Origin of the sequence: Bacillus sp. BS1807G30 (assembly GCF_040047675.1) — a bacterium.
Classification (GTDB): Bacteria; Bacillota; Bacilli; order Bacillales; family Bacillaceae; genus Bacillus; species Bacillus altitudinis.
The window spans coordinates 128,865-150,923 of the sequence record NZ_CP157353.1; the positions used below are offsets into that span (position 1 = coordinate 128,865).

Annotated in this window: 31 protein-coding genes; all 31 read left to right on the forward strand. The window is 42.2% G+C overall.

Annotation, left to right across the window (positions count from 1 at the left end):
* Nucleotides 1-4 precede the first annotated feature (4 nt).
* The 31 genes from rpoC to map all read left to right on the forward strand — a co-directional run bounded on the left by rpoC (nucleotide 5) and on the right by map (nucleotide 21,756).
* Nucleotides 5-3,604 carry a DNA-directed RNA polymerase subunit beta' gene (gene rpoC, locus ABG082_RS00695; RefSeq protein ID WP_017366455.1) on the forward strand — a complete coding sequence of 1,200 codons (3,600 nt, stop codon included), beginning with the start codon at nucleotides 5-7 and terminating at the stop codon, nucleotides 3,602-3,604.
* Between the two features lie 146 nt (nucleotides 3,605-3,750).
* Nucleotides 3,751-3,999, forward strand: a complete 249-nt coding sequence (locus ABG082_RS00700) for a 50S ribosomal protein L7ae-like protein (protein ID WP_008345416.1) — start codon at nucleotides 3,751-3,753, stop codon at nucleotides 3,997-3,999.
* 113 nt (nucleotides 4,000-4,112) lie between these two features.
* Nucleotides 4,113-4,532, forward strand: coding sequence for a 30S ribosomal protein S12 (rpsL, locus tag ABG082_RS00705; protein WP_003216962.1), 420 nt, complete (start codon nucleotides 4,113-4,115; stop codon nucleotides 4,530-4,532).
* Between the two features lie 121 nt (nucleotides 4,533-4,653).
* Nucleotides 4,654-5,124: a 30S ribosomal protein S7 gene (rpsG, locus tag ABG082_RS00710; RefSeq protein ID WP_003216884.1), complete on the forward strand. Its 471-nt coding sequence runs from the start codon at nucleotides 4,654-4,656 to the stop codon at nucleotides 5,122-5,124.
* Between the two features lie 54 nt (nucleotides 5,125-5,178).
* Nucleotides 5,179-7,257, forward strand: a complete 2,079-nt coding sequence (gene fusA, locus ABG082_RS00715; protein WP_007496301.1) for an elongation factor G — start codon at nucleotides 5,179-5,181, stop codon at nucleotides 7,255-7,257.
* Between the two features lie 117 nt (nucleotides 7,258-7,374).
* Entirely contained in the window at nucleotides 7,375-8,565 is a 1,191-nt protein-coding gene (gene tuf, locus ABG082_RS00720; RefSeq protein ID WP_007496302.1) for an elongation factor Tu, read from the forward strand.
* A gap of 108 nt (nucleotides 8,566-8,673) precedes the next feature.
* Nucleotides 8,674-9,633: an alpha/beta hydrolase gene (locus tag ABG082_RS00725; RefSeq protein WP_281215966.1), complete on the forward strand. Its 960-nt coding sequence runs from the start codon at nucleotides 8,674-8,676 to the stop codon at nucleotides 9,631-9,633.
* 218 nt (nucleotides 9,634-9,851) lie between these two features.
* Nucleotides 9,852-10,160 (forward strand): 30S ribosomal protein S10, encoded by a 309-nt coding sequence (gene rpsJ / locus ABG082_RS00730; protein ID WP_003156464.1) that lies wholly within the window; start codon nucleotides 9,852-9,854, stop codon nucleotides 10,158-10,160.
* A gap of 37 nt (nucleotides 10,161-10,197) precedes the next feature.
* Entirely contained in the window at nucleotides 10,198-10,827 is a 630-nt protein-coding gene (gene rplC / locus ABG082_RS00735) for a 50S ribosomal protein L3 (RefSeq protein WP_007496311.1), read from the forward strand.
* A 27-nt stretch (nucleotides 10,828-10,854) separates the two neighbouring features.
* Complete coding sequence (gene rplD / locus ABG082_RS00740) at nucleotides 10,855-11,478, forward strand: 50S ribosomal protein L4 (protein WP_007496312.1); 624 nt, start codon at nucleotides 10,855-10,857, stop codon at nucleotides 11,476-11,478.
* Entirely contained in the window at nucleotides 11,478-11,765 is a 288-nt protein-coding gene (gene rplW, locus ABG082_RS00745; RefSeq protein WP_003217016.1) for a 50S ribosomal protein L23, read from the forward strand. Before rplD ends, rplW begins: the two co-directional genes overlap by 1 nt.
* Before the next feature lie 28 nt (nucleotides 11,766-11,793).
* On the forward strand, nucleotides 11,794-12,627 hold the full coding sequence (rplB, locus tag ABG082_RS00750; RefSeq protein ID WP_007496314.1) for a 50S ribosomal protein L2: 834 nt from the start codon (nucleotides 11,794-11,796) through the stop codon (nucleotides 12,625-12,627).
* Nucleotides 12,628-12,684: 57 nt separating this feature from the next.
* On the forward strand, nucleotides 12,685-12,963 hold the full coding sequence (gene rpsS, locus ABG082_RS00755; RefSeq protein WP_003216920.1) for a 30S ribosomal protein S19: 279 nt from the start codon (nucleotides 12,685-12,687) through the stop codon (nucleotides 12,961-12,963).
* A gap of 17 nt (nucleotides 12,964-12,980) precedes the next feature.
* A complete protein-coding gene (gene rplV, locus ABG082_RS00760; protein WP_007496316.1) occupies nucleotides 12,981-13,322 on the forward strand; it encodes a 50S ribosomal protein L22 in 342 nt (113 codons plus the stop codon).
* Nucleotides 13,323-13,325: 3 nt separating this feature from the next.
* A complete protein-coding gene (gene rpsC, locus ABG082_RS00765; protein WP_003217241.1) occupies nucleotides 13,326-13,982 on the forward strand; it encodes a 30S ribosomal protein S3 in 657 nt (218 codons plus the stop codon).
* Between the two features lies 1 nt (nucleotide 13,983).
* Complete coding sequence (gene rplP / locus ABG082_RS00770) at nucleotides 13,984-14,418, forward strand: 50S ribosomal protein L16 (RefSeq protein WP_003225801.1); 435 nt, start codon at nucleotides 13,984-13,986, stop codon at nucleotides 14,416-14,418.
* The gene (gene rpmC, locus ABG082_RS00775; protein ID WP_003217155.1) at nucleotides 14,408-14,608 is read left to right on the forward strand and encodes a 50S ribosomal protein L29; all 201 of its coding nucleotides are present in this window, start codon (nucleotides 14,408-14,410) and stop codon (nucleotides 14,606-14,608) included. Before rplP ends, rpmC begins: the two co-directional genes overlap by 11 nt.
* 25 nt (nucleotides 14,609-14,633) lie before the next feature.
* Nucleotides 14,634-14,897: a 30S ribosomal protein S17 gene (rpsQ, locus tag ABG082_RS00780; protein WP_003216906.1), complete on the forward strand. Its 264-nt coding sequence runs from the start codon at nucleotides 14,634-14,636 to the stop codon at nucleotides 14,895-14,897.
* Nucleotides 14,898-14,936: 39 nt separating this feature from the next.
* Entirely contained in the window at nucleotides 14,937-15,305 is a 369-nt protein-coding gene (gene rplN / locus ABG082_RS00785) for a 50S ribosomal protein L14 (RefSeq protein WP_003216882.1), read from the forward strand.
* 35 nt (nucleotides 15,306-15,340) lie between these two features.
* Complete coding sequence (rplX, locus tag ABG082_RS00790; protein WP_007496325.1) at nucleotides 15,341-15,652, forward strand: 50S ribosomal protein L24; 312 nt, start codon at nucleotides 15,341-15,343, stop codon at nucleotides 15,650-15,652.
* A 25-nt stretch (nucleotides 15,653-15,677) separates the two neighbouring features.
* Nucleotides 15,678-16,217 (forward strand): 50S ribosomal protein L5, encoded by a 540-nt coding sequence (gene rplE, locus ABG082_RS00795; RefSeq protein WP_003217159.1) that lies wholly within the window; start codon nucleotides 15,678-15,680, stop codon nucleotides 16,215-16,217.
* A gap of 22 nt (nucleotides 16,218-16,239) precedes the next feature.
* Nucleotides 16,240-16,425 carry a 30S ribosomal protein S14 gene (rpsN, locus tag ABG082_RS00800; RefSeq protein WP_008356542.1) on the forward strand — a complete coding sequence of 62 codons (186 nt, stop codon included), beginning with the start codon at nucleotides 16,240-16,242 and terminating at the stop codon, nucleotides 16,423-16,425.
* Between the two features lie 31 nt (nucleotides 16,426-16,456).
* Nucleotides 16,457-16,855, forward strand: coding sequence for a 30S ribosomal protein S8 (gene rpsH, locus ABG082_RS00805; RefSeq protein ID WP_007496327.1), 399 nt, complete (start codon nucleotides 16,457-16,459; stop codon nucleotides 16,853-16,855).
* 31 nt (nucleotides 16,856-16,886) lie between these two features.
* Nucleotides 16,887-17,423: a 50S ribosomal protein L6 gene (gene rplF / locus ABG082_RS00810; protein ID WP_008345395.1), complete on the forward strand. Its 537-nt coding sequence runs from the start codon at nucleotides 16,887-16,889 to the stop codon at nucleotides 17,421-17,423.
* A gap of 32 nt (nucleotides 17,424-17,455) precedes the next feature.
* A complete protein-coding gene (gene rplR, locus ABG082_RS00815) occupies nucleotides 17,456-17,818 on the forward strand; it encodes a 50S ribosomal protein L18 (RefSeq protein WP_003216951.1) in 363 nt (120 codons plus the stop codon).
* Between the two features lie 24 nt (nucleotides 17,819-17,842).
* On the forward strand, nucleotides 17,843-18,343 hold the full coding sequence (gene rpsE, locus ABG082_RS00820) for a 30S ribosomal protein S5 (RefSeq protein ID WP_007496332.1): 501 nt from the start codon (nucleotides 17,843-17,845) through the stop codon (nucleotides 18,341-18,343).
* Between the two features lie 13 nt (nucleotides 18,344-18,356).
* Entirely contained in the window at nucleotides 18,357-18,539 is a 183-nt protein-coding gene (gene rpmD / locus ABG082_RS00825) for a 50S ribosomal protein L30 (protein ID WP_003217067.1), read from the forward strand.
* A gap of 30 nt (nucleotides 18,540-18,569) precedes the next feature.
* Nucleotides 18,570-19,010 carry a 50S ribosomal protein L15 gene (rplO, locus tag ABG082_RS00830; RefSeq protein WP_003216888.1) on the forward strand — a complete coding sequence of 147 codons (441 nt, stop codon included), beginning with the start codon at nucleotides 18,570-18,572 and terminating at the stop codon, nucleotides 19,008-19,010.
* Nucleotide 19,011: 1 nt separating this feature from the next.
* A complete protein-coding gene (gene secY, locus ABG082_RS00835) occupies nucleotides 19,012-20,304 on the forward strand; it encodes a preprotein translocase subunit SecY (protein ID WP_007496334.1) in 1,293 nt (430 codons plus the stop codon).
* A gap of 55 nt (nucleotides 20,305-20,359) precedes the next feature.
* Nucleotides 20,360-21,013, forward strand: coding sequence for an adenylate kinase (locus ABG082_RS00840; protein WP_007496336.1), 654 nt, complete (start codon nucleotides 20,360-20,362; stop codon nucleotides 21,011-21,013).
* Complete coding sequence (gene map / locus ABG082_RS00845) at nucleotides 21,010-21,756, forward strand: type I methionyl aminopeptidase (RefSeq protein ID WP_007496338.1); 747 nt, start codon at nucleotides 21,010-21,012, stop codon at nucleotides 21,754-21,756. Before ABG082_RS00840 ends, map begins: the two co-directional genes overlap by 4 nt.
* The last annotated feature ends 303 nt before the right edge of the window (nucleotides 21,757-22,059 follow it).

A 22,059-nucleotide genomic window follows, 5' to 3' on the forward strand; every position in this document is an offset into this window, starting at 1 on the left:
CCCCTTGCTAGATGTGAACAATTTTGAGTATATGAACATCGGTCTCGCATCACCTGATAAAATCCGTTCTTGGTCTTTTGGTGAAGTGAAAAAGCCTGAAACGATTAACTATCGTACACTGAAACCGGAAAAAGATGGTCTCTTTTGTGAACGTATCTTCGGACCGCAAAAAGACTGGGAATGTCATTGTGGAAAGTATAAACGCGTTCGTTATAAGGGTGTTGTATGTGACCGTTGTGGTGTAGAAGTAACACGGGCAAAAGTCCGTCGTGAGAGAATGGGGCATATCGAACTGGCTGCCCCAGTTTCCCACATTTGGTATTTCAAAGGTATCCCAAGCCGTATGGGTCTTGTTCTAGATATGTCACCACGTGCGTTAGAAGAAGTGATTTACTTCGCTTCTTACGTCGTGACTGATCCGGGCAACACACCGCTTGAGAAGAAACAACTTCTTTCTGAGAAAGAATTCCGTGCTTATTTAGATAAATACGGTAACACCTTCCAAGCAGCTATGGGTGCAGAAGCAATTAACAAACTTCTTCAAGATATCGATCTTGTGAAAGAAGTAGATACACTCAAAGAAGAGCTAAAAACAGCTCAAGGACAGCGTCGTACACGTGCGATCAAACGCCTTGAAGTGTTGGAAGCTTTCCGTAACTCAGGAAACAAACCGTCTTGGATGATCCTTGATGTACTTCCGGTTATTCCACCAGAATTACGTCCAATGGTTCAGCTTGATGGCGGACGTTTTGCTACTTCTGACTTGAACGACCTTTATCGTCGTGTCATCAACCGTAACAACCGTCTGAAACGTTTATTAGATCTTGGCGCGCCAAGCATCATCGTTCAGAACGAGAAGCGTATGCTTCAAGAAGCTGTCGATGCCTTGATTGATAATGGACGTAGAGGCCGACCAGTAACAGGACCAGGAAATAGACCATTGAAATCTCTTTCTCACATGCTGAAAGGGAAACAAGGACGTTTCCGTCAAAACTTGCTTGGTAAACGTGTTGACTATTCTGGACGTTCCGTTATCGTCGTTGGACCACATTTGAAAATGTATCAGTGTGGACTTCCGAAAGAAATGGCTCTTGAACTATTCAAACCATTCGTGATGAAGGAGCTTGTTGAAAAAGGATTAGCTCACAACATTAAGAGCGCGAAACGTAAGATTGAGCGCGTGCAGCCGGAAGTTTGGGATGTTTTAGAATCAGTAATTCGTGAGCATCCAGTTTTACTAAACCGTGCACCAACTCTTCACAGACTTGGTATTCAAGCGTTTGAACCTACACTTGTGGAAGGACGCGCAATTCGTCTGCATCCACTTGTATGTACTGCCTACAACGCTGACTTTGATGGTGACCAAATGGCGGTTCACGTACCATTATCTGCTGAAGCTCAAGCTGAAGCTCGTATCTTAATGCTTGCTGCTCAAAACATTTTGAACCCGAAAGATGGAAAACCTGTTGTTACGCCATCTCAGGATATGGTGCTTGGTAACTATTACCTTACACTTGAGCGTAAAGGTGCTATCGGAGAAGGTATGGTCTTCAAAGATACGGATGAAGCCCTTCTTGCTTATCAAAATGGGTATGTACATCTTCATACACGTGTAGCTGTTGCAGCTAGCTCGTTGAAGAACGTTACATTCACTGATGAACAGCGTTCTAAATTGTTGATTACAACAGTTGGAAAATTGATCTTTAACGAAATCTTACCGGAATCATTCCCATACATGAATGAACCGACTAAGAGCAATATTGAAGAAAAAACGCCTGATCGTTTCTTCCTTGAAAAAGGTGAGGATGTCAAAGCTGCGATCGAGAAACAAGAAATCAATGCGCCGTTCAAAAAAGGTATTTTAGGTAAAATCATTGCTGAAATCTTTAAGAGATTCCATATCACTGAAACATCTAAAATGCTTGACCGCATGAAAAATCTTGGTTTCAGATATTCTACTAAAGCCGGTATTACGGTTGGTGTATCTGATATCGTGGTACTAGACGATAAACAAAAAATCCTTGAAGAAGCACAAGCAAAAGTAGATAACGTCATGAAGCAATTCAGACGTGGTTTGATTACAGAAGAAGAGCGTTATGAGAGAGTCATTTCAATCTGGAGTTCTTCTAAAGATGTCATCCAAGGTAAACTGATGAAGTCCCTTGATGAAGTCAACCCAATCTACATGATGAGTGACTCTGGAGCGCGTGGTAACGCATCTAACTTCACTCAGCTGGCTGGTATGCGTGGTCTGATGGCCAACCCGGCTGGACGTATCATTGAACTTCCGATTAAATCTAGTTTCCGTGAAGGTTTAACAGTATTGGAATACTTTATTTCCACTCACGGAGCGCGTAAAGGTCTTGCCGATACAGCTCTTAAAACAGCTGACTCAGGTTACCTCACGCGTCGTCTCGTTGACGTTGCACAGGATGTTATCATCCGTGAAACAGATTGCGGTACAGACCGTGGAATCTTGGCGAAGTCCATTAAAGAAGGAAATGAAATTATTGAGAAACTTGAAGAACGTCTTATCGGACGTTTTGCAAGAAAACCAATTATTCATCCTGAAACGGGCGAAGTCATTGTTGGCGAAAACGAACTAATTGATGAAGATAAAGCACTTGAAGTGGTTGAAGCAGGAATCGAGGAAGTATGGATCCGTTCTGCATTTACATGTAACACGCCTCATGGTGTATGTAAACGATGCTACGGCCGTAACCTTGCAACTGGTACTGACGTTGAAGTCGGTGAAGCAGTTGGAATCATCGCTGCACAATCGATCGGTGAGCCAGGAACACAGCTTACAATGCGTACGTTCCACACCGGTGGGGTAGCAGGAGACGATATCACTCAAGGTTTACCTCGTATCCAAGAGTTATTTGAAGCGCGTAATCCGAAAGGGCAGGCAACCATTTCTGAAATTGATGGTGTCGTTGCTGAAATTAACGATGTTCGTGACAAGCAGCAGGAAATTGTGGTTCAAGGCGAAGTTGAAACTCGCTCTTACACAGCTCCTTACAATGCACGTCTGAAAGTTGTTGAAGGTGACAAAGTCACTAGAGGTCAAGTACTGACAGAAGGTTCAATCGATCCGAAAGAACTTCTTAAAGTGACTGACATGACAGCTGTTCAAGAATATCTGCTTCATGAAGTACAAAAAGTATACCGTATGCAAGGGGTAGAAATCGGAGATAAGCACGTAGAAGTAATGGTTCGCCAAATGCTTCGTAAAGTGCGTGTCGCTGATGCGGGGGATACAGATGTATTACCAGGCACACTTCTTGATGTACACCAATTCACAGAAGCGAACAAAAAAGTACTATTCGAAGGCAAACGTCCTGCAACAGGCCGTCCAGTTCTTCTTGGTATTACAAAAGCATCGCTTGAAACAGACTCATTCTTGTCTGCAGCATCCTTCCAAGAAACGACTCGTGTCCTAACAGATGCGGCGATCAAAGGAAAACGTGATGAACTGCTTGGCTTGAAAGAGAATGTCATCATCGGTAAACTTGTTCCTGCTGGAACTGGAATGCCAAACTACCGTAAAGTTAAGCCGGTTTCACAAGTGCAGCCGTCTGACGATATGGTTCCTGTAGAGTAATCTTTCTCTTAAGATTTCTATAAAAATCATCAAAAAATGGTGAAGGATGTCAAGATAATCTGTCAAACGATATTGACATCCTTCTGCCATGATGATAATATAACCAAGGTGCTCAAAATAAAACCTGTTACTTTGGAGGATATTCGATGTCTTATGATAAAGTATCACAGGCTCAATCCATTATTATTGGTACGAAGCAAACAGTAAAAGCTCTGAAACGAGATTCAGTGAAGGAAATCGTCGTAGCGAAAGATGCTGATCCTGCTTTAACCGCTAGTGTAATGAAACTAGCGCAAGAGAAGGGTGTAGACATTTTAGTGGTAGATTCCATGAAAAAGCTCGGCAAGGCCTGCGGAATTGAAGTTGGGGCAGCAGCTGTTGCCATTATGTTATAGCGTACTTGTTTTGTTTTTGCATGCTTAAAATGCAAAAGCATTGTTTTTTGCCTTTTGATGAACCACCTGGGTATGTGGGTTATAAAAAAAGTAATGAAGGGAGGAATAACAACATGCCTACAATTAATCAGCTAATACGCAAAGGACGCGTGAGTAAAGTTGAAAACTCAAAGTCTCCTGCACTTAACAAAGGATACAACAGTTTCAAAAAAGAGCACACTAACGTAACATCTCCACAGAAGCGCGGGGTTTGTACTCGTGTCGGTACAATGACACCGAAAAAACCAAACTCAGCACTACGTAAATATGCTCGTGTACGTTTGTCTAACCTGATTGAGGTAACAGCTTACATTCCTGGTATCGGACATAACCTACAAGAGCACAGTGTAGTACTTATCCGTGGCGGACGTGTAAAAGACTTACCGGGTGTACGTTACCACATCGTTCGTGGTGCGCTTGATACTGCCGGAGTTGACGGTCGTATGCAAGGACGTTCTAAATACGGAACAAAACGCCCTAAACAAAGCAAATAATATAAACAAACATAAGGGTTTTTAGAAGTTGAGTTCAGATCAGTGGAGTCAGGCAGCTGACAATGAAATTGAGATGAAAGACAGATAGAAATCCTTTTAAAAGAGAAGGGAGGCTATTCAGATGCCACGTAAAGGTCCTGTAGCAAAAAGAGACGTTTTGCCAGATCCAATTTACAATTCTAAACTTGTATCTCGTTTGATCAACAAAATGATGATCGACGGTAAAAGAGGAAAGTCACAAACTATTCTCTACAAGTCATTTGATATCATCAAAGAACGTACTGGTAATGAAGCGATGGAGGTTTTCGAACAAGCCTTGAAAAACATCATGCCAGTTCTTGAAGTTAAAGCACGTCGTGTAGGTGGAGCTAACTATCAAGTTCCTGTAGAAGTTCGCCCAGACCGTCGTACGACTTTAGGTCTTCGCTGGTTAGTAAACTACGCTCGTCTTCGTGGAGAAAAAACGATGGAAGAGCGTCTTGCTAACGAAATCCTTGACGCAGCTAACAACACTGGTGCTGCTGTTAAGAAACGTGAAGATACACACAAAATGGCAGAAGCGAACAAAGCATTCGCTCACTACCGCTGGTAGGATTTATACCAAACTAAAAAAACTATTCCCTAATAAGGAAGGAGAAATTACCCAATGGCAAGAGAGTTCTCCTTAGACAAAACTCGTAATATTGGTATCATGGCTCACATCGATGCCGGTAAAACGACAACGACTGAGCGTATCTTGTACTACACTGGTCGTATCCATAAAATTGGTGAAACTCACGAAGGAGCTTCACAAATGGACTGGATGGAGCAGGAGCAAGAACGTGGTATTACAATCACTTCTGCTGCTACTACAGCACAATGGAAAGGTTACCGTGTAAACATCATTGATACACCAGGACACGTAGACTTCACTGTTGAAGTTGAACGTTCTTTACGTGTACTTGATGGTGCGGTTGCTGTTCTTGATGCACAATCAGGTGTAGAGCCTCAAACTGAAACAGTTTGGCGCCAAGCAACAACTTACGGAGTACCTCGTATCGTATTCGTTAACAAAATGGATAAAACCGGTGCGGACTTCCTTTACTCTGTAAGCACATTAAGAGATCGTCTTCAAGCGAACGCTCATGCAATTCAATTGCCGATCGGCGCTGAAGATCAATTCGAAGGAATCATCGACCTTGTAGAAAACGTAGCATACTTCTACGAAGATGACCTTGGAACTCGCTCTGATGCACAAGAAATCCCTGCTGAGTATAAAGACAAAGCTGAAGAGCTTCGCAGCAGCTTAATTGAAGCTGTCGCTGAGCTTGATGAAGAGCTTATGGAAAAATACCTTGAGGGTGAAGAAATCACAATTCCTGAATTGAAAGCTGCAATCCGTAAAGGAACTTTGAATGTTGAATTCTACCCAGTTCTTGTTGGTTCTGCTTTCAAAAACAAAGGTGTTCAGCTTGTACTTGACGCTGTGCTTGACTACCTTCCTGCACCAACTGATGTTGCTGCAATCAAAGGTACATTGCCAGATACAAATGAAGAGGTTGTACGTGAGTCTACTGATGACGCACCATTCGCAGCTCTTGCATTTAAAGTTATGACTGACCCTTATGTTGGGAAACTAACTTTCTTCCGCGTATACTCTGGAACACTTGATTCTGGTTCTTACGTGAAGAACTCTTCTAAGAACAAGCGTGAGCGTGTTGGACGTATCCTACAAATGCACGCAAACAGCCGTGAAGAAATCTCTACTGTATATGCAGGGGATATCGCAGCAGCTGTTGGTCTTAAAGATACATCTACTGGTGATACTCTTTGTGACGAGAAAAATCTTGTTATCCTTGAGTCTATGGAATTCCCAGAGCCAGTTATCGATGTAGCTATCGAGCCTAAATCTAAGGCTGACCAAGATAAAATGGGTATCGCTTTAGCTAAACTAGCTGAAGAGGATCCAACATTCCGTACACAAACAAACACTGAAACTGGTCAAACGATCATCTCTGGTATGGGTGAGCTTCACCTTGATATTATTGTTGACCGTATGAAGCGTGAGTTCAAGGTTGAAGCTAACGTAGGAGCTCCTCAAGTTGCGTACCGTGAAACATTCCGTTCTAGTGCAAAAGTTGAAGGTAAATTCGTACGTCAGTCTGGTGGACGCGGTCAGTTCGGACACGTTTGGATCGAATTCGAACCAAACGAAGAAGGTGCAGGCTTCGAATTCACAAATGCAATCGTCGGTGGGGTTGTTCCACGTGAATACATTCCAGCAATTCAAGCAGGTCTTGAAGATTCACTAGAAAATGGTGTATTAGCTGGATTCCCATTAATCGACATCAAAGCAAAATTATTCGATGGATCTTACCACGATGTTGACTCTAACGAAATGGCGTTTAAAATTGCTGCATCTATGGCATTGAAAAATGCTGTCAGCAAATGTAACCCAGTTCTACTTGAGCCAATGATGAAAGTAGAAGTCGTTATCCCAGAAGAATACATGGGAGACATCATGGGTGATATCACATCTCGTCGTGGACGTGTAGAAGGTATGGAAGCTCGCGGTAACGCTCAAGTTGTTCGCGCTATGGTCCCACTTTCTGAAATGTTCGGATATGCAACTGCACTCCGTTCTAACACACAAGGACGCGGTACTTTCACTATGCACATGGATCACTACGAAGAAGTGCCTAAGAGCATCAGTGAAGAAATCATCAAAAAAAATAAAGGTGAATAATTGATTTTGCCTTTAAACTAAAGTATAACTACTATTGAAGATCAGAAAGTGGGAGGTAACTCTTCACTTTCTATCACTCATACCAAATACAATGAACCTTTAAGGAGGATTTTTAGAATGGCTAAAGAAAAATTCGACCGTTCCAAATCGCATGCTAACATTGGTACAATTGGACACGTTGACCATGGTAAAACAACTCTAACTGCTGCTATCTCAACAGTTCTTCATAAGAAATCTGGTAAAGGTACAGCTATGGCTTATGACCAAATCGATGGTGCTCCAGAAGAGCGCGAGCGTGGAATCACAATCTCAACTGCACACGTTGAGTATGAAACTGAAACTCGTCACTATGCACACGTAGACTGCCCAGGACACGCTGACTATGTTAAAAACATGATCACTGGTGCTGCTCAAATGGACGGCGCGATCTTAGTAGTATCTGCTGCTGATGGTCCAATGCCACAAACACGTGAGCACATCCTACTTTCTCGTAACGTAGGTGTTCCTTACATCGTAGTATTCCTTAACAAATGTGACATGGTTGACGATGAAGAGTTACTTGAACTTGTTGAAATGGAAGTTCGTGACCTTCTTTCTGACTATGACTTCCCTGGTGACGATGTACCAGTTATCAAAGGTTCTGCTCTTAAAGCTCTTGAAGGTGATGCTGATTACGAAGCAAAAATCTTCGAACTTATGGATGCGGTTGATGAGTACATCCCAACTCCAGAGCGTGACACTGAGAAGCCATTCATGATGCCAGTTGAGGACGTATTCTCAATCACTGGTCGTGGAACAGTTGCTACTGGTCGTGTTGAGCGTGGACAAGTTAAAGTCGGTGATGAAGTTGAAATCATCGGTCTTCAAGAAGAAAACGGTAAAACAACTGTTACAGGTGTTGAAATGTTCCGTAAACTTCTTGACTATGCTGAAGCTGGTGACAACATCGGTGCACTACTTCGTGGTGTATCTCGTGAAGATATCCAACGTGGTCAAGTACTTGCTAAACCAGGTACAATCACTCCACATAGCCGTTTCAAAGCTGAAGTTTATGTACTTTCTAAAGAAGAGGGTGGACGTCATACTCCATTCTTCACTAACTACCGTCCGCAGTTCTACTTCCGTACAACTGACGTAACTGGTATCGTACATCTTCCAGAAGGTACTGAAATGGTAATGCCTGGCGATAACACTGAGATGGAAGTTGAACTTATCTCTACTATCGCTATCGAAGAAGGAACTCGTTTCTCTATCCGTGAGGGTGGACGTACTGTAGGTTCTGGTGTCGTTTCTACTATCATTAAGTAATAACTGTTAAAAGAGACTCCTTGCAAAAGGGTCTCTTTTTTTGCTTTTCCAGTGCATAACGGCTACTATAAGCTATAGAATCTAAATGGAACCGAGAGGATCACTGGAATGGCGAAGACAATGTTGAAAAAGTGGCTGATTGGCGGGCTTGATCAATGGATTATGATAAAAGAAGATCAAGCGAAAAAAACAAAACCTGTTTTATTATTTTTACACGGTGGCCCAGGCTCAGCTCAAATGAGTTATATCGATTCCTTTCATAAGGAACTTGATCAAGACTTCACTGTTGTCCATTGGGACCAGCGCGGTGCAGGACTGTCTTATCAAAAAAACATTCCTGAGTCTTCTATGACCATTAGGCAATTCGTAGAGGATACGATTGAGCTTACAGAAAAACTACTTTCCTATACTGATCAAGCGAAAATATACATTGCAGGTTATTCATGGGGATCATTAATCGCCATACAAGCTGTACATAAACGCCCAGATTTGTATCATGCCTATTATGGAATTAGTCAGGTGGTTGATGTATTAAAAGAGGATATTGTATCGTACGAACTTCTTCTAAAAAAATATCAAGGCAAGCACTTCTTCACTAGATGTCTAAGATTGCTGACACCACCCCCTTGGAAACGCACCTCTGCTCATGCTTTATTCTCACTATATAAAGAGTTCGCAAAAGTAGGGCTCACGCATAGGTGGAAGCCCATTTTTCAAATGCTGTATGCATTTCTCGTTAGTAAGCATTATCAGCTAAAAGATAAGTGGAAATTCCTTATGGGACAGAAGTATAGCCAAGATATGCTGTGGGATGAGCTGATGAACGAAAGCATTCAATACCGAGTTTCTTCTATATTAATACCTTGCTACTTTATCATTGGGGAACATGACATGATTACACCAGCTGCTGTATCAAAACCATATGTTGATCAACTTACAGCACCAATAAAAGAATGGTTTACTTTTAATGAATCTGCACATTCTCCGCATATTGAAGAACCAGAAGAATTTATTCGTATCGTCAGGAAGACAGCTACACATCATCTTCAGGGAAAGCTTGATTTATAGGCTGAACCCCTGTATAATATGAAAAGTGTGCAAATCATAAATTTATCCGATTTATTATTGCAACACGCAGGCCAATTTGGTACAATAGTGCATGTTGGTCTTTGACTGCGATGAAGTGAGAGGTTGCTGACACACCCGGCCGCTTTGCCATGGCAAGGTGATCAGGTTTTTCTCACGGAGAACTGTCTAACGTAAGTAGGCGAAAAGGAGGGAAAATAATGGCAAAACAAAAAATTCGTATTCGTTTAAAAGCATATGATCATAGAATTCTTGATCAATCTGCTGAGAAGATTGTTGAAACGGCTAAGCGTTCTGGTGCTAGTGTATCTGGTCCAATTCCGCTTCCAACTGAAAAATCAGTATACACAATCCTTCGTGCGGTGCATAAGTACAAAGATTCTCGTGAGCAATTCGAGATGCGTACTCACAAACGTCTAATCGACATCGTGAATCCAACTCCGCAAACAGTTGATGCACTTATGCGTTTAGATTTACCATCCGGTGTAGATATCGAAATCAAACTTTAATTCAAATAGAAAACACATATTATAGGAGGTGTGACGAATGACCAAAGGAATCTTAGGTAGAAAAATTGGTATGACGCAAGTATTCGCAGAAAACGGTGATCTTATCCCTGTAACTGTTGTTGAGGCTGCTGCTAACGTTGTTCTTCAGAAGAAGACTACTGACACGGATGGCTATGAAGCAATCCAAATCGGTTTTGACGACAAACGTGAGAAGCTTTCTAACAAACCAGAGAAAGGCCACGTTGCTAAAGCGGAAACTGCTCCTAAGCGCTTCGTAAAAGAATTACGCGGTGTGGAGTTAGATGCGTATGAAGTTGGTCAGGAAGTCAAAGTTGATATTTTCGCAAATGGAGATATCGTAGATGTAACAGGAACATCAAAAGGTAAAGGATTCCAAGGGGCTATCAAACGCCACGGACAATCACGCGGACCAATGACTCACGGTTCACGTTACCACCGTCGTCCTGGTTCAATGGGACCTGTTGATCCAAACCGAGTATTCAAAGGTAAACTTCTTCCAGGACGTATGGGCGGAGAGCAAATCACTGTCCAAAATCTTGAGATCGTTAAAGTTGATGCAGAACGCAATCTTCTTTTGATCAAAGGTAACGTACCAGGAGCTAAAAAATCTCTAGTAACTGTAAAGAGTGCAGTTAAAACTAAATAACTCTCTTAGGAAAGGAGGAAACAAGTCATGCCAAAAGTAGCATTATTTAACCAAAACGGTTCTACTAACGGTGAAATCGAATTAAACGCTTCTGTGTTTGGAATTGAGCCAAACGAAAGCGTAGTATTCGATGCTATTCTTATGCAAAGAGCTTCCTTACGTCAAGGAACTCACAAAGTAAAAACTCGTTCTGAAGTACGTGGCGGAGGTCGTAAACCTTGGAGACAGAAGGGTACAGGTCGTGCTCGTCAAGGTTCTATCCGTTCACCACAATGGCGCGGAGGCGGTATCGTATTCGGTCCAACACCACGCAGCTATTCTTATAAATTACCTAAAAAAGTTCGCCGCTTGGCTATCAAGTCAGTATTGTCTTCTAAAGTAATCGACAACAACATCATCGTTCTTGAAGATCTTACTCTTGATGCAGTGAAAACGAAAGAATTCGCAGGCATCCTTAAAGGGTTATCTGTTGAGAAGAAAGCGTTGATCGTCACTGCGGATGCAAACGAAACAGTTGCTTTATCTGCTCGTAACATCCCTGGAGTAACAGTTGTTGAAGCTAACGGTATCAACGTTCTTGACGTTGTCAACCACGACAAACTTCTGATCACTAAAGCAGCGGTTGAAAAAGTAGAGGAGGGACTTGCATAATGAAAGATCCTCGTGATGTTCTAAAGCGCCCTATCATTACTGAACGTTCTGCTGATCTAATGACAGAGAAGAAGTATACGTTCGAAGTTGATGTCAGAGCTAACAAGACAGAAGTGAAAGACGCTGTTGAAGAAATCTTTGGAGTGAAAGTTGAGAAAGTCAACGTTCAAAACTACAAAGGTAAATCAAAACGCGTTGGACGCTACACTGGTATGACTAGCCGTCGCAGAAAAGCGATCGTGAAATTAACTGCTGACAGCAAAGAAATCGAAATTTTTGAAGCGTAAATCTTAAAAAGAAGGAGGGAAATTCAAAATGGCGATTAAAAAGTATAAACCAACCAGTAATGGTCGTCGTGGCATGACTACTTCAGATTTTGCTGAAATCACGACTGACAAACCAGAAAAATCGTTGCTTGCACCGCTTCACAGAAAAGGCGGACGTAACAACCAAGGTAGATTGACTGTTCGTCATCAAGGTGGCGGTCACAAACGTCAATACCGTATCATCGACTTTAAGCGTGATAAAGACGGTATACCTGGACGCGTTGCTACAATCGAGTATGATCCAAACCGTTCAGCGAACATCGCTCTTGTAAACTATGCAGATGGTGAGAAACGTTACATTCTTGCTCCGAAAGGAATCCAAGTTGGTACTGAAGTTACTTCTGGACCAGAAGCTGACATCAAACCAGGTAATGCTCTTCCACTTATCAACATCCCAGTTGGTACAGTTGTGCATAACATTGAATTAAAACCAGGTAAAGGTGGACAATTAGTTCGTTCTGCTGGTACTTCTGCTCAAGTTCTAGGTAAAGAAGGTAAATACGTTCTTGTACGTTTGAACTCTGGTGAAGTACGCATGATCCTTTCTGCTTGCCGTGCGACTATCGGTCAAGTTGGAAACGAACAACACGAACTAATCAACATCGGTAAAGCTGGACGTTCTCGCTGGAAAGGCGTACGCCCAACAGTTCGTGGTTCTGTAATGAACCCTAACGATCACCCACACGGCGGTGGTGAAGGACGCGCTCCAATCGGACGTAAATCACCAATGTCTCCATGGGGTAAACCGACTCTTGGATTCAAGACTCGTAAGAAAACCAACAAGTCTGATAAATTCATTGTACGTCGTCGTAAAAACAAGTAACGGGGTTGTCTACGGTTCATTTAGGACCGTAGTTCAATCACGAAGGGAGGTTCCACAATGGCTCGCAGCTTAAAAAAAGGACCATTTGTTGATGATCATTTGATGGCTAAAGTCGAGAAATTGAATGAAACTGACAAAAAGCAAGTCGTAAAAACTTGGTCTCGTCGTTCTACAATTTTCCCACAATTCATCGGTCACACAATCGCTGTCTATGACGGACGCAAACATGTACCTGTTTTCATTTCTGAAGATATGGTAGGTCACAAATTGGGCGAATTCGCACCAAGCCGTACTTACAAAGGTCATGCTAGTGACGATAAAAAAACAAGACGCTAATGAGAGGAGGCTTTTAAATGCAAGCTAAAGCTGTCGCAAGAACAGTCCGTATTGCTCCTCGTAAAGCACGTCTAGTAATGGACCTGATCCGAGGTAAGCAAGTAGGAGAAGCAGTTTCTATCTTAAACCTTACACCTAAGGCTGCTTCACCAATTATTGAAAAAGTATTAAAATCTGCTATCGCAAATGCTGAGCACAACTACGAGTTGGACGCTAACAGCCTAGTGATTACTCAAGCATTCGTTGACGAAGGTCCAACACTTAAGAGATTCCGTCCACGTGCTATGGGTCGTGCGAGCGCAATTAACAAACGTACTAGCCACATTACAATCGTTGTATCAGAAAAGAAGGAGGGATAATCCGTGGGTCAAAAGGTAAATCCAGTAGGTCTTCGTATTGGCGTCATTCGTGATTGGGAATCTAAATGGTTCGCAGGAAAAGATTACGCTGACTTCTTACATGAAGACTTGAAAATCCGTGAATTCATCAGCAAGCGTTTGTCTGACGCGTCTGTTTCTAAAGTAGAAATCGAACGTGCTGCAAACCGCGTAAATATCACAATCCACACGGCTAAACCAGGTATGGTAATTGGTAAAGGCGGATCTGAAGTTGAAGCACTTCGTAAAGCTCTTAACAGCCTAACTGGCAAACGTGTACACATCAACATTCTTGAAATCAAGAGAGCAGATCTTGATGCTCAGCTAGTTGCTGAAAACATCGCTCGTCAACTTGAAAATCGTATTTCATTCCGTCGTGCACAAAAACAAACAATCCAACGCACAATGCGTGCTGGAGCACAAGGAATCAAAACAATGGTTTCTGGTCGTCTTGGCGGTGCAGATATTGCTCGTTCTGAATATTACAGTGAAGGTACTGTTCCATTGCACACACTTCGTGCTGACATCGACTATGCTACTGCTGAAGCTGATACTACTTATGGTAAGCTTGGCGTAAAAGTATGGATCTATCGTGGAGAAGTCCTTCCAACTAAGAAGAATACTGCGGAAGGAGGAAAATAATATGTTATTGCCAAAACGCGTGAAGTATCGCAGAGAACATCGTGGAAAAATGCGTGGTCGTGCAAAAGGCGGTACTGAAGTACATTTCGGTGAGTTCGGTATCCAAGCTCTTGAAGCTTCTTGGATCACTAACCGTCAAATCGAAGCTGCTCGTATTGCTATGACTCGTTACATGAAACGTGGCGGTAAAGTTTGGATCAAAATTTTCCCTTCTAAGCCATACACAGCTAAACCTCTAGAGGTCCGCATGGGTTCCGGTAAAGGTGCTCCAGAAGGCTGGGTAGCTGTAGTAAAACCGGGCAAAGTTTTATTTGAAATTTCTGGTGTGTCTGAAGAAGTTGCTCGTGAAGCTCTTCGTCTTGCATCTCACAAATTGCCAATTAAAACGAAGTTCGTAAAACGTGAAGAAATTGGTGGTGAATCAAATGAAAGCTAATGAAATTCGTGACCTTACCACTGCTGAAATTGAACAAAAAGTAAAGTCTCTTAAAGAAGAACTTTTCAATCTTCGTTTCCAATTAGCGACTGGGCAGCTTGAAAACACTGCTCGCATTCGTGAAGTGCGTAAATCAATCGCACGCATGAAAACTGTGATTCGTCAAAGAGAAATCGCTGCTAATAAATAATAATTAGAGGGGAGGCCCCGCAAACATGAGCGAACGTAACCAACGTAAAGTGTATCAAGGTCGTGTTGTTTCTGACAAAATGGATAAAACCATCACTGTTGTAGTTGAAACATACAAAAAGCATTCACTTTATGGCAAACGTGTAAGATACTCTAAAAAGTTCAAAGCACATGATGAAAACAACCAAGCAAAAATCGGAGACATCGTAAAGGTCATGGAAACTCGTCCATTATCTGCGACTAAACGCTTTCGTCTAGTTGAAGTTGTCGAAGAAGCTGTTATTATCTAATAAAGTTCGGATTTCTTTTTCCGAAGGGAGGTAACATTAATGATTCAACAGGAGACTCGTTTAAAAGTAGCTGACAACTCTGGCGCACGCGAAGTACTAACGATTAAAGTTCTTGGTGGCTCTGGACGTAAAACGGCTAACATCGGTGATGTCATTGTTTGTACGGTTAAACAAGCAACACCAGGAGGCGTTGTCAAAAAAGGTGAAGTTGTGAAAGCAGTTATCGTTCGTACTAAGAGCGGAGCTCGCAGAAACGATGGATCTTACATCAGTTTTGATGAAAATGCATGTGTCATCATCCGTGACGACAAGAGCCCACGTGGAACTCGTATCTTCGGACCAGTAGCACGTGAACTTCGTGAAAATAACTATATGAAAATTGTTTCTTTAGCACCAGAAGTACTTTAATGAATACAATCCGCGACTCAAGGAGGTGCGATTAAATGCATGTTAAAAAGGGCGATAAAGTAGTGGTTATCTCTGGTAAAGATAAAGGTAAACAAGGTGTCATCCTTGCTGCTTTCCCTAAAAAGGACCGTGTTTTAGTAGAAGGTATTAACCTTGTGAAAAAACACTCTAAACCAACCCAAGCTAACCCTCAAGGCGGAATTTCTGAACAAGAAGCGCCGATCCACGTATCAAACGTAATGCCGCTTGATCCTAAAACGGGTGAAGTGACACGTATTGGATATAAAGTTGAGGACGGAAAGAAAGTCCGTGTAGCGAAAAAATCTGGGCAAGTTCTAGATAAATAGTAAATAAGGAAGGGAGGTCTTTCTCATGAACCGCCTTAAAGAAAAGTATGTAAAAGAAATTACACCTGCATTAGTTTCTAAGTTTGAATACAAATCAGTAATGCAAGTGCCAAAAATCGAAAAAATCGTGATCAACATGGGTGTTGGTGACGCCGTTCAAAACGCTAAAGCAATCGATACTGCTGTTGAAGAATTAACGTTTATCGCTGGTCAAAAACCTGTCGTTACTCGTGCGAAGAAGTCTATTGCTGGATTCCGTCTACGTGAAGGAATGCCAATCGGTGCGAAAGTAACACTTCGCGGAGAGCGCATGTACGATTTCCTTGATAAACTTATTTCTGTATCTTTACCACGTGTACGTGACTTCCGCGGGATTTCTAAGAAATCTTTCGACGGTCGTGGAAACTACACGCTTGGTATTAAAGAACAGTTAATCTTCCCAGAAATTGATTACGATAAAGTAACAAAAGTCCGCGGTATGGATATCGTTATCGTTACGACTGCCAACACGGACGAAGAAGCACGTGAGTTATTAACTCAAGTAGGTATGCCGTTCCAGAAATAATCAATGAAAGGGAGGCGAAATCGTGGCTAAAAAGTCTATGATTGCGAAACAACAACGCAAACAAAAGTTTAAAGTTCAAGAGTATACGCGCTGCGAACGTTGTGGACGTCCACATTCAGTAATTCGCAAGTTTAAACTTTGCCGTATTTGTTTCCGCGAACTTGCATATAAAGGACAAATTCCTGGCGTTAAAAAAGCCAGCTGGTAATCCCCATAAATGGGAAGGAGGTTATTAAATAATGGTTATGACAGATCCGATTGCAGATTTGCTGACTCGTATTCGCAATGCGAACATGGTACGTCATGAGAAGCTAGAAGTACCGGCTTCAAAAATCAAAAGAGAAATTGCTGAAATCTTAAAGCGTGAAGGTTTTATCCGTGACGTTGAGTACGTCGAAGACAGCAAACAAGGAATTATCCGTTTGTTCCTTAAATACGGCCAAAACAACGAACGTGTTATCACTGGTCTTAAAAGAATCAGTAAACCTGGTTTACGCGTATATGCGAAATCAAATGAAGTACCACGTGTACTTAACGGACTTGGAATCGCAATTATTTCTACATCACAAGGTGTTTTATCGGACAAAGAAGCCCGTGCTAAACAAGCTGGTGGAGAAGTACTTGCTTACGTATGGTAAAAAAAGTTTAAGATGAATGGAGGTGCTTGGTATGTCTCGTATAGGTAAAAAGCTAATCGAGATCCCTTCAGGAGTAACTGTGACAAACAACGATAACACAGTGACAGTAAAGGGACCAAAAGGTGAACTAACTCGTGCATTTCACCCTGATATGGAAATTAAAATTGAGGACAACGTCTTAACTGTAAGCCGTCCGTCTGAAAATAAAGAACACCGTGCATTACATGGTACAACACGTAGCTTAATTGCAAACATGGTTGAAGGTGTATCTAAAGGTTTCGAAAGAGGTTTAGAACTAATCGGTGTCGGTTACCGTGCAGCTAAATCTGGAAACAAACTTGTTCTTAACGTTGGATACTCTCACCCAGTTGAAATCGTTCCTGAGGCTGGAGTTGAAGTAGAAGTTCCATCTCAAACGAAAGTAATCGTTAAAGGTATCGATAAAGAGCGTGTAGGAGCTCTAGCTTCTAACATCCGCGCTGTCCGTGCTCCAGAGCCTTACAAAGGTAAAGGAATTCGTTACGAAGGTGAATTCGTTCGCCGTAAAGAAGGAAAAACTGGTAAGTAAGATCGCTTAATGTGAAGAAAGGAGTGACTCGGATGATTACGAAAACTAGCAAAAACGCTACTCGTCTTAAAAGACACGCTCGTGTTCGTGCGAAACTTTCAGGTACTGCTGAAAGACCTCGCCTTAACGTTTTCCGTTCTAACAAGAACATCTACGCTCAAGTAATTGATGATGTTAACGGTGTAACACTTGTAAGTGCTTCTACTCTTGATAAAGAGTTAAAGATCGAGAATAGTTCTGACGCTGCAGCTGCTACTAAAGTTGGCGAACTTGTTGCAAAACGTGCTGTTGAAAAAGGCATCTCTAACGTGGTATTTGACCGCGGAGGATACTTATATCATGGACGTGTAAAAGCTCTAGCTGAAGCTGCTCGTGAGGCTGGACTTAAATTTTAATAAAAGAAGGAGGGACACATCCGAATGAGTCGTATTGACCCAAGCAAATTAGAGTTAGAAGAACGCTTAGTTACGGTTAACCGGGTAGCGAAAGTTGTTAAAGGTGGACGTCGTTTCCGTTTTGCAGCTTTAGTTGTTGTCGGTGACAAAAACGGTCATGTAGGATTCGGTACTGGTAAAGCACAAGAAGTACCAGAAGCGATCCGCAAAGCTGTTGAAGACGCGAAAAAGAATTTAATTGAAGTACCAATGGTTGGAACTACAATTCCACATGAAATCATCGGTCGATTCGGTGCAGGAAACGTTCTATTGAAGCCTGCTTCAGAAGGTACAGGAGTTATCGCTGGAGGCCCAGTGCGTGCGGTACTTGAGCTTGCTGGTCTAGCTGATATCCTTTCTAAATCTCTAGGTTCTAATACACCGATCAACATGATCCGCGCAACACTTCAAGGTTTAAGTGAACTTAAACGTGCTGAAGATGTAGCGAAGCTTCGTGGAAAATCTGTAGAAGACCTGTTAGGATAAGGAGGGAACAATAATGGCAAATAAATTAGAAATTACCCTCAAACGCAGTGTAATCGGTCGCCCAGAAGATCAGCGTGTCACTGTTCGTACTCTTGGTCTAAAGAAAACAAACCAAACAGTCGTACATGAAGACAATGCAGCGATCCGCGGCATGATTAACAAGGTGTCTCATTTAGTTTCTGTTAAAGAACAATAAAACATTTTTAATCGATAAGGAGGTGCCCAAATGAAACTTCATGAATTGAAGCCTTCAGAAGGTTCACGTAAAGTACGCAACCGTGTTGGTCGTGGTATTGGATCAGGTAACGGTAAAACTTCTGGTAAAGGTCATAAAGGTCAAAACGCTCGTTCTGGCGGCGGTGTACGCCCTGGATTCGAAGGTGGTCAAATGCCTTTATTCCAACGCCTTCCAAAACGTGGTTTTACAAACATCAACCGTAAAGATTACGCGGTAATCAACTTAGACAGATTAAACAGTTTTGACGAAGGAACGGAAGTCACTCCTGAACTTCTTCTAGAGACTGGTGCAATAAGCAAGTTAAAAGCAGGAGTAAAAATTCTTGGCAACGGTAAATTAGAAAAAAAATTAACTGTAAAAGCCAATAAATTCTCTGCTTCTGCTAAAGAAGCGATTGAAGCTGCTGGCGGTACAGCCGAGGTGATCTAACTTGTTTAAGACAATCTCCAATTTTATGCGCGTGAAAGATATACGGAATAAGATTATATTTACACTTTTAATGTTAGTCGTCTTTCGTATAGGTGCTTTCATCCCTGTGCCTAATGTGAACGCCGAAGTTCTCCAGGCACAGGATCAAATGAGTGTTTTCGGAATCCTCAACACGTTTGGGGGCGGGGCACTTTTCCAATTCTCCATTCTTGCAATGGGGATTATGCCGTATATCACTGCTTCGATCATCATCCAGCTCTTGCAGATGGATGTTGTACCGAAGTTTACTGAGTGGTCAAAGCAAGGAGAGGTTGGCCGCCGAAAATTAGCACAATTCACAAGGTATTTTACAATTGTTCTAGGATTTATCCAGGCGTTAGGAATGTCATATGGATTTAACAATATGGCAGGAGGCATGCTGATTGAAAACCCAGGTGTTTCAACGTATCTCTTAATTGCGGTCGTACTCACTGCGGGAACAGCATTTTTAATGTGGCTGGGAGAGCAGATTACTGCTCACGGTGTTGGTAACGGTATTTCGATTATTATCTTTGCCGGTATCATCGCAGGTATCCCTCAAACATTAAAGCAAGTGTACGCTCAGCAATTTGTAGGTGGAGATGGACAGCTGTTCATGCAAATCCTGAAAATTGCCCTTATTGTGATTGCTATTCTTGTCATTGTTATCGGTGTTATTTACATTCAAATGGCAGTGAGAAAGATTGCGATTCAATATTCAAAAGGAACTGGCCGTGCACAAATGTCTGCTAGTCAAGCAACGCACCTTCCATTGAAAGTGAATCCAGCAGGGGTGATTCCAGTCATCTTTGCCGTTTCGTTCATTATTACTCCGCAGACGATCGCATCGTTCTTCGGAACAAATAATGTGACAACCTGGATAACTAACAACTTTGACTATACTAAGCCAATCGGTATGACGATTTATGTAGCACTGATTGTTGCTTTCACATATTTTTATGCCTTTGTCCAAGTAAACCCTGAACAAATGGCTGAAAATCTGCAAAAGCAGGGTGGCTATATCCCGGGAGTTCGTCCAGGGAAAATGACTCAAGATAGAATTACGAGCATTTTGTACCGACTCACGTTTGTGGGCGCCATTTTCTTAGCCGTGATTTCAATACTTCCTATCTTTTTCATTCAATTCGCTGGATTACCTTCCGCTGCACAAATTGGCGGCACAAGTCTTCTCATTGTTGTAGGTGTTGCACTTGAAACAATGAAGCAGCTTGAAAGCCAATTAGTGAAACGAAACTACCGTGGATTTATGAAATAAAACAGAGGGCTGGGCTCCTGCCCAACCTCTCTAAGTAAGGAAGGGGAAATCCGAAATGAACTTAGTCTTAATGGGGCTTCCGGGTGCTGGTAAAGGCACTCAGGCAGAACGAATTGTTGATGATTATGGGATCCCTCATATCTCAACAGGAGATATGTTCCGTGCTGCTATGAAAGAGGAGACACAACTTGGGCTCGAAGCAAAATCCTTTATCGATAAAGGAGAGCTTGTTCCTGATGAGGTCACAATCGGTATTGTTAGAGAAAGACTTGGCAAGAATGATTGTGAACAAGGTTTTCTTCTGGACGGATTTCCGCGAACAGTCGCTCAGGCTGAAGCTTTAGAAGACATTCTAAAGGACCTTGGCAGAACGATTGATTATGTCATTAATATTAAAGTCGATAAAGATGCTTTGATGGAGCGTCTGACTGGCCGAAGAATTTGCAAAGATTGCGGAGCAACATATCATTTAGTATTCAATCCACCTGCGAAAGAAAATGTTTGTGACAAGTGTGGAGGCGAGCTTTATCAACGTGCAGATGATAATGCAGAAACCGTTTCGACAAGACTTGAAGTGAACTTAAAGCAGACTGAACCTTTACTGAACTTCTATTCAGAAAAAGGATATCTTGCAAACATTGATGGTGCGAAGCACATTAACGATGTTTACGCTGATATCAAGGACCTGCTTGGGGGATTAAATAAATGATTATCTGTAAAACTCCTCGCGAGCTTGAGATTATGAGAGAAGCTGGACGCATTGTCGCACTGACTCATGAAGAGCTGAAGAAACACATAAAACCAGGTATTTCGACAAAAGAATTGGATCAAATTGCCGAACGTTTTATTACAAAGCAGGGTGCAATCCCATCTTTTAAAGGGTATAATGGTTTTCGCGGGAGCATTTGCGTTTCGGTGAATGAAGAACTCGTTCACGGTATTCCTGGTAAACGGGTTTTACGTGATGGAGACATCATTAGTATCGATATCGGCGCAAAGTTAAATGGCTATCATGGTGACTCTGCTTGGACATATCCAGTTGGGGTAATCAGTGATGAGGACCGCAAACTACTGGAAGTCACAGAGGAATCTCTATATAAGGGCTTACAGGAAGCAAAGCCAGGTGAACGTCTGTCAAACATTTCCCATGCCATACAAACGTATGTTGAAGGTGAGAATTTCTCAGTTGTTAGAGAATATGTTGGACATGGGGTCGGACAGGATCTTCATGAGGACCCTCAAATTCCTCATTATGGTCCGCCGAACAAAGGCCCACGGCTCAAACCTGGAATGGTGTTGGCCATCGAACCGATGGTGAACGCAGGCAGCCGATATGTGAAAACACTGGCTGATAACTGGACGGTTGTAACGGTTGATGGGAAAAAGTGTGCTCACTTTGAGCATACGATTGCGATTACAGATACAGGTTTTGATATACTGACTAAGATTTAGGTCTTCACTGAAGCCTTTCAGGCCCAAATCGGGCAGGTTGTCTGTATAGTCCAAGGAAAGAACAAGATCAGTATACAGTTGTCATCGGCGTGTTCGATGGCTGCCATGTACTAATCGCAGACGGAGAAAAGCGTAAATTCATTCTCCTAAGAAAAAATATCAATCATTTAACCTTTTATGATTGCGTATCTCCGGAAGTTCAGAACAGTATATTCAAAACAGGTCGGGTGATAGATGGACAATTGAGAACATCTCATTTGGATATTTATCAGAGAGCAAGTTACTGATTTGAAGAAGGGAGAA

What these genes read in the sequence shown, in the direction of transcription:
- rpsG (WP_003216884.1), top strand. Translation starts at nt 4,654, where the DNA reads ATGCCACGTAAAGGTCCTGTAGCAAAAAGAGACGTTTTGCCAGATCCA.
- rplP (WP_003225801.1), top strand. Translation starts at nt 13,984, where the DNA reads ATGTTATTGCCAAAACGCGTGAAGTATCGCAGAGAACATCGTGGAAAA.
- rplV (WP_007496316.1), top strand. Translation starts at nt 12,981, where the DNA reads ATGCAAGCTAAAGCTGTCGCAAGAACAGTCCGTATTGCTCCTCGTAAA.
- rplD (WP_007496312.1), top strand. Translation starts at nt 10,855, where the DNA reads ATGCCAAAAGTAGCATTATTTAACCAAAACGGTTCTACTAACGGTGAA.
- rplB (WP_007496314.1), top strand. Translation starts at nt 11,794, where the DNA reads ATGGCGATTAAAAAGTATAAACCAACCAGTAATGGTCGTCGTGGCATG.
- ABG082_RS00840 (WP_007496336.1), top strand. Translation starts at nt 20,360, where the DNA reads ATGAACTTAGTCTTAATGGGGCTTCCGGGTGCTGGTAAAGGCACTCAG.
- rpsQ (WP_003216906.1), top strand. Translation starts at nt 14,634, where the DNA reads ATGAGCGAACGTAACCAACGTAAAGTGTATCAAGGTCGTGTTGTTTCT.
- ABG082_RS00700 (WP_008345416.1), top strand. Translation starts at nt 3,751, where the DNA reads ATGTCTTATGATAAAGTATCACAGGCTCAATCCATTATTATTGGTACG.
- rpmD (WP_003217067.1), top strand. Translation starts at nt 18,357, where the DNA reads ATGGCAAATAAATTAGAAATTACCCTCAAACGCAGTGTAATCGGTCGC.
- rpsL (WP_003216962.1), top strand. Translation starts at nt 4,113, where the DNA reads ATGCCTACAATTAATCAGCTAATACGCAAAGGACGCGTGAGTAAAGTT.
- rplR (WP_003216951.1), top strand. Translation starts at nt 17,456, where the DNA reads ATGATTACGAAAACTAGCAAAAACGCTACTCGTCTTAAAAGACACGCT.
- rplX (WP_007496325.1), top strand. Translation starts at nt 15,341, where the DNA reads ATGCATGTTAAAAAGGGCGATAAAGTAGTGGTTATCTCTGGTAAAGAT.
- rplW (WP_003217016.1), top strand. Translation starts at nt 11,478, where the DNA reads ATGAAAGATCCTCGTGATGTTCTAAAGCGCCCTATCATTACTGAACGT.
- rpsS (WP_003216920.1), top strand. Translation starts at nt 12,685, where the DNA reads ATGGCTCGCAGCTTAAAAAAAGGACCATTTGTTGATGATCATTTGATG.
- ABG082_RS00725 (WP_281215966.1), top strand. Translation starts at nt 8,674, where the DNA reads ATGGCGAAGACAATGTTGAAAAAGTGGCTGATTGGCGGGCTTGATCAA.
- rpsJ (WP_003156464.1), top strand. Translation starts at nt 9,852, where the DNA reads ATGGCAAAACAAAAAATTCGTATTCGTTTAAAAGCATATGATCATAGA.
- rplF (WP_008345395.1), top strand. Translation starts at nt 16,887, where the DNA reads ATGTCTCGTATAGGTAAAAAGCTAATCGAGATCCCTTCAGGAGTAACT.
- map (WP_007496338.1), top strand. Translation starts at nt 21,010, where the DNA reads ATGATTATCTGTAAAACTCCTCGCGAGCTTGAGATTATGAGAGAAGCT.
- rplC (WP_007496311.1), top strand. Translation starts at nt 10,198, where the DNA reads ATGACCAAAGGAATCTTAGGTAGAAAAATTGGTATGACGCAAGTATTC.
- rpmC (WP_003217155.1), top strand. Translation starts at nt 14,408, where the DNA reads ATGAAAGCTAATGAAATTCGTGACCTTACCACTGCTGAAATTGAACAA.
- rpsE (WP_007496332.1), top strand. Translation starts at nt 17,843, where the DNA reads ATGAGTCGTATTGACCCAAGCAAATTAGAGTTAGAAGAACGCTTAGTT.
- tuf (WP_007496302.1), top strand. Translation starts at nt 7,375, where the DNA reads ATGGCTAAAGAAAAATTCGACCGTTCCAAATCGCATGCTAACATTGGT.
- rpsH (WP_007496327.1), top strand. Translation starts at nt 16,457, where the DNA reads ATGGTTATGACAGATCCGATTGCAGATTTGCTGACTCGTATTCGCAAT.
- rplE (WP_003217159.1), top strand. Translation starts at nt 15,678, where the DNA reads ATGAACCGCCTTAAAGAAAAGTATGTAAAAGAAATTACACCTGCATTA.
- rplO (WP_003216888.1), top strand. Translation starts at nt 18,570, where the DNA reads ATGAAACTTCATGAATTGAAGCCTTCAGAAGGTTCACGTAAAGTACGC.
- fusA (WP_007496301.1), top strand. Translation starts at nt 5,179, where the DNA reads ATGGCAAGAGAGTTCTCCTTAGACAAAACTCGTAATATTGGTATCATG.
- rplN (WP_003216882.1), top strand. Translation starts at nt 14,937, where the DNA reads ATGATTCAACAGGAGACTCGTTTAAAAGTAGCTGACAACTCTGGCGCA.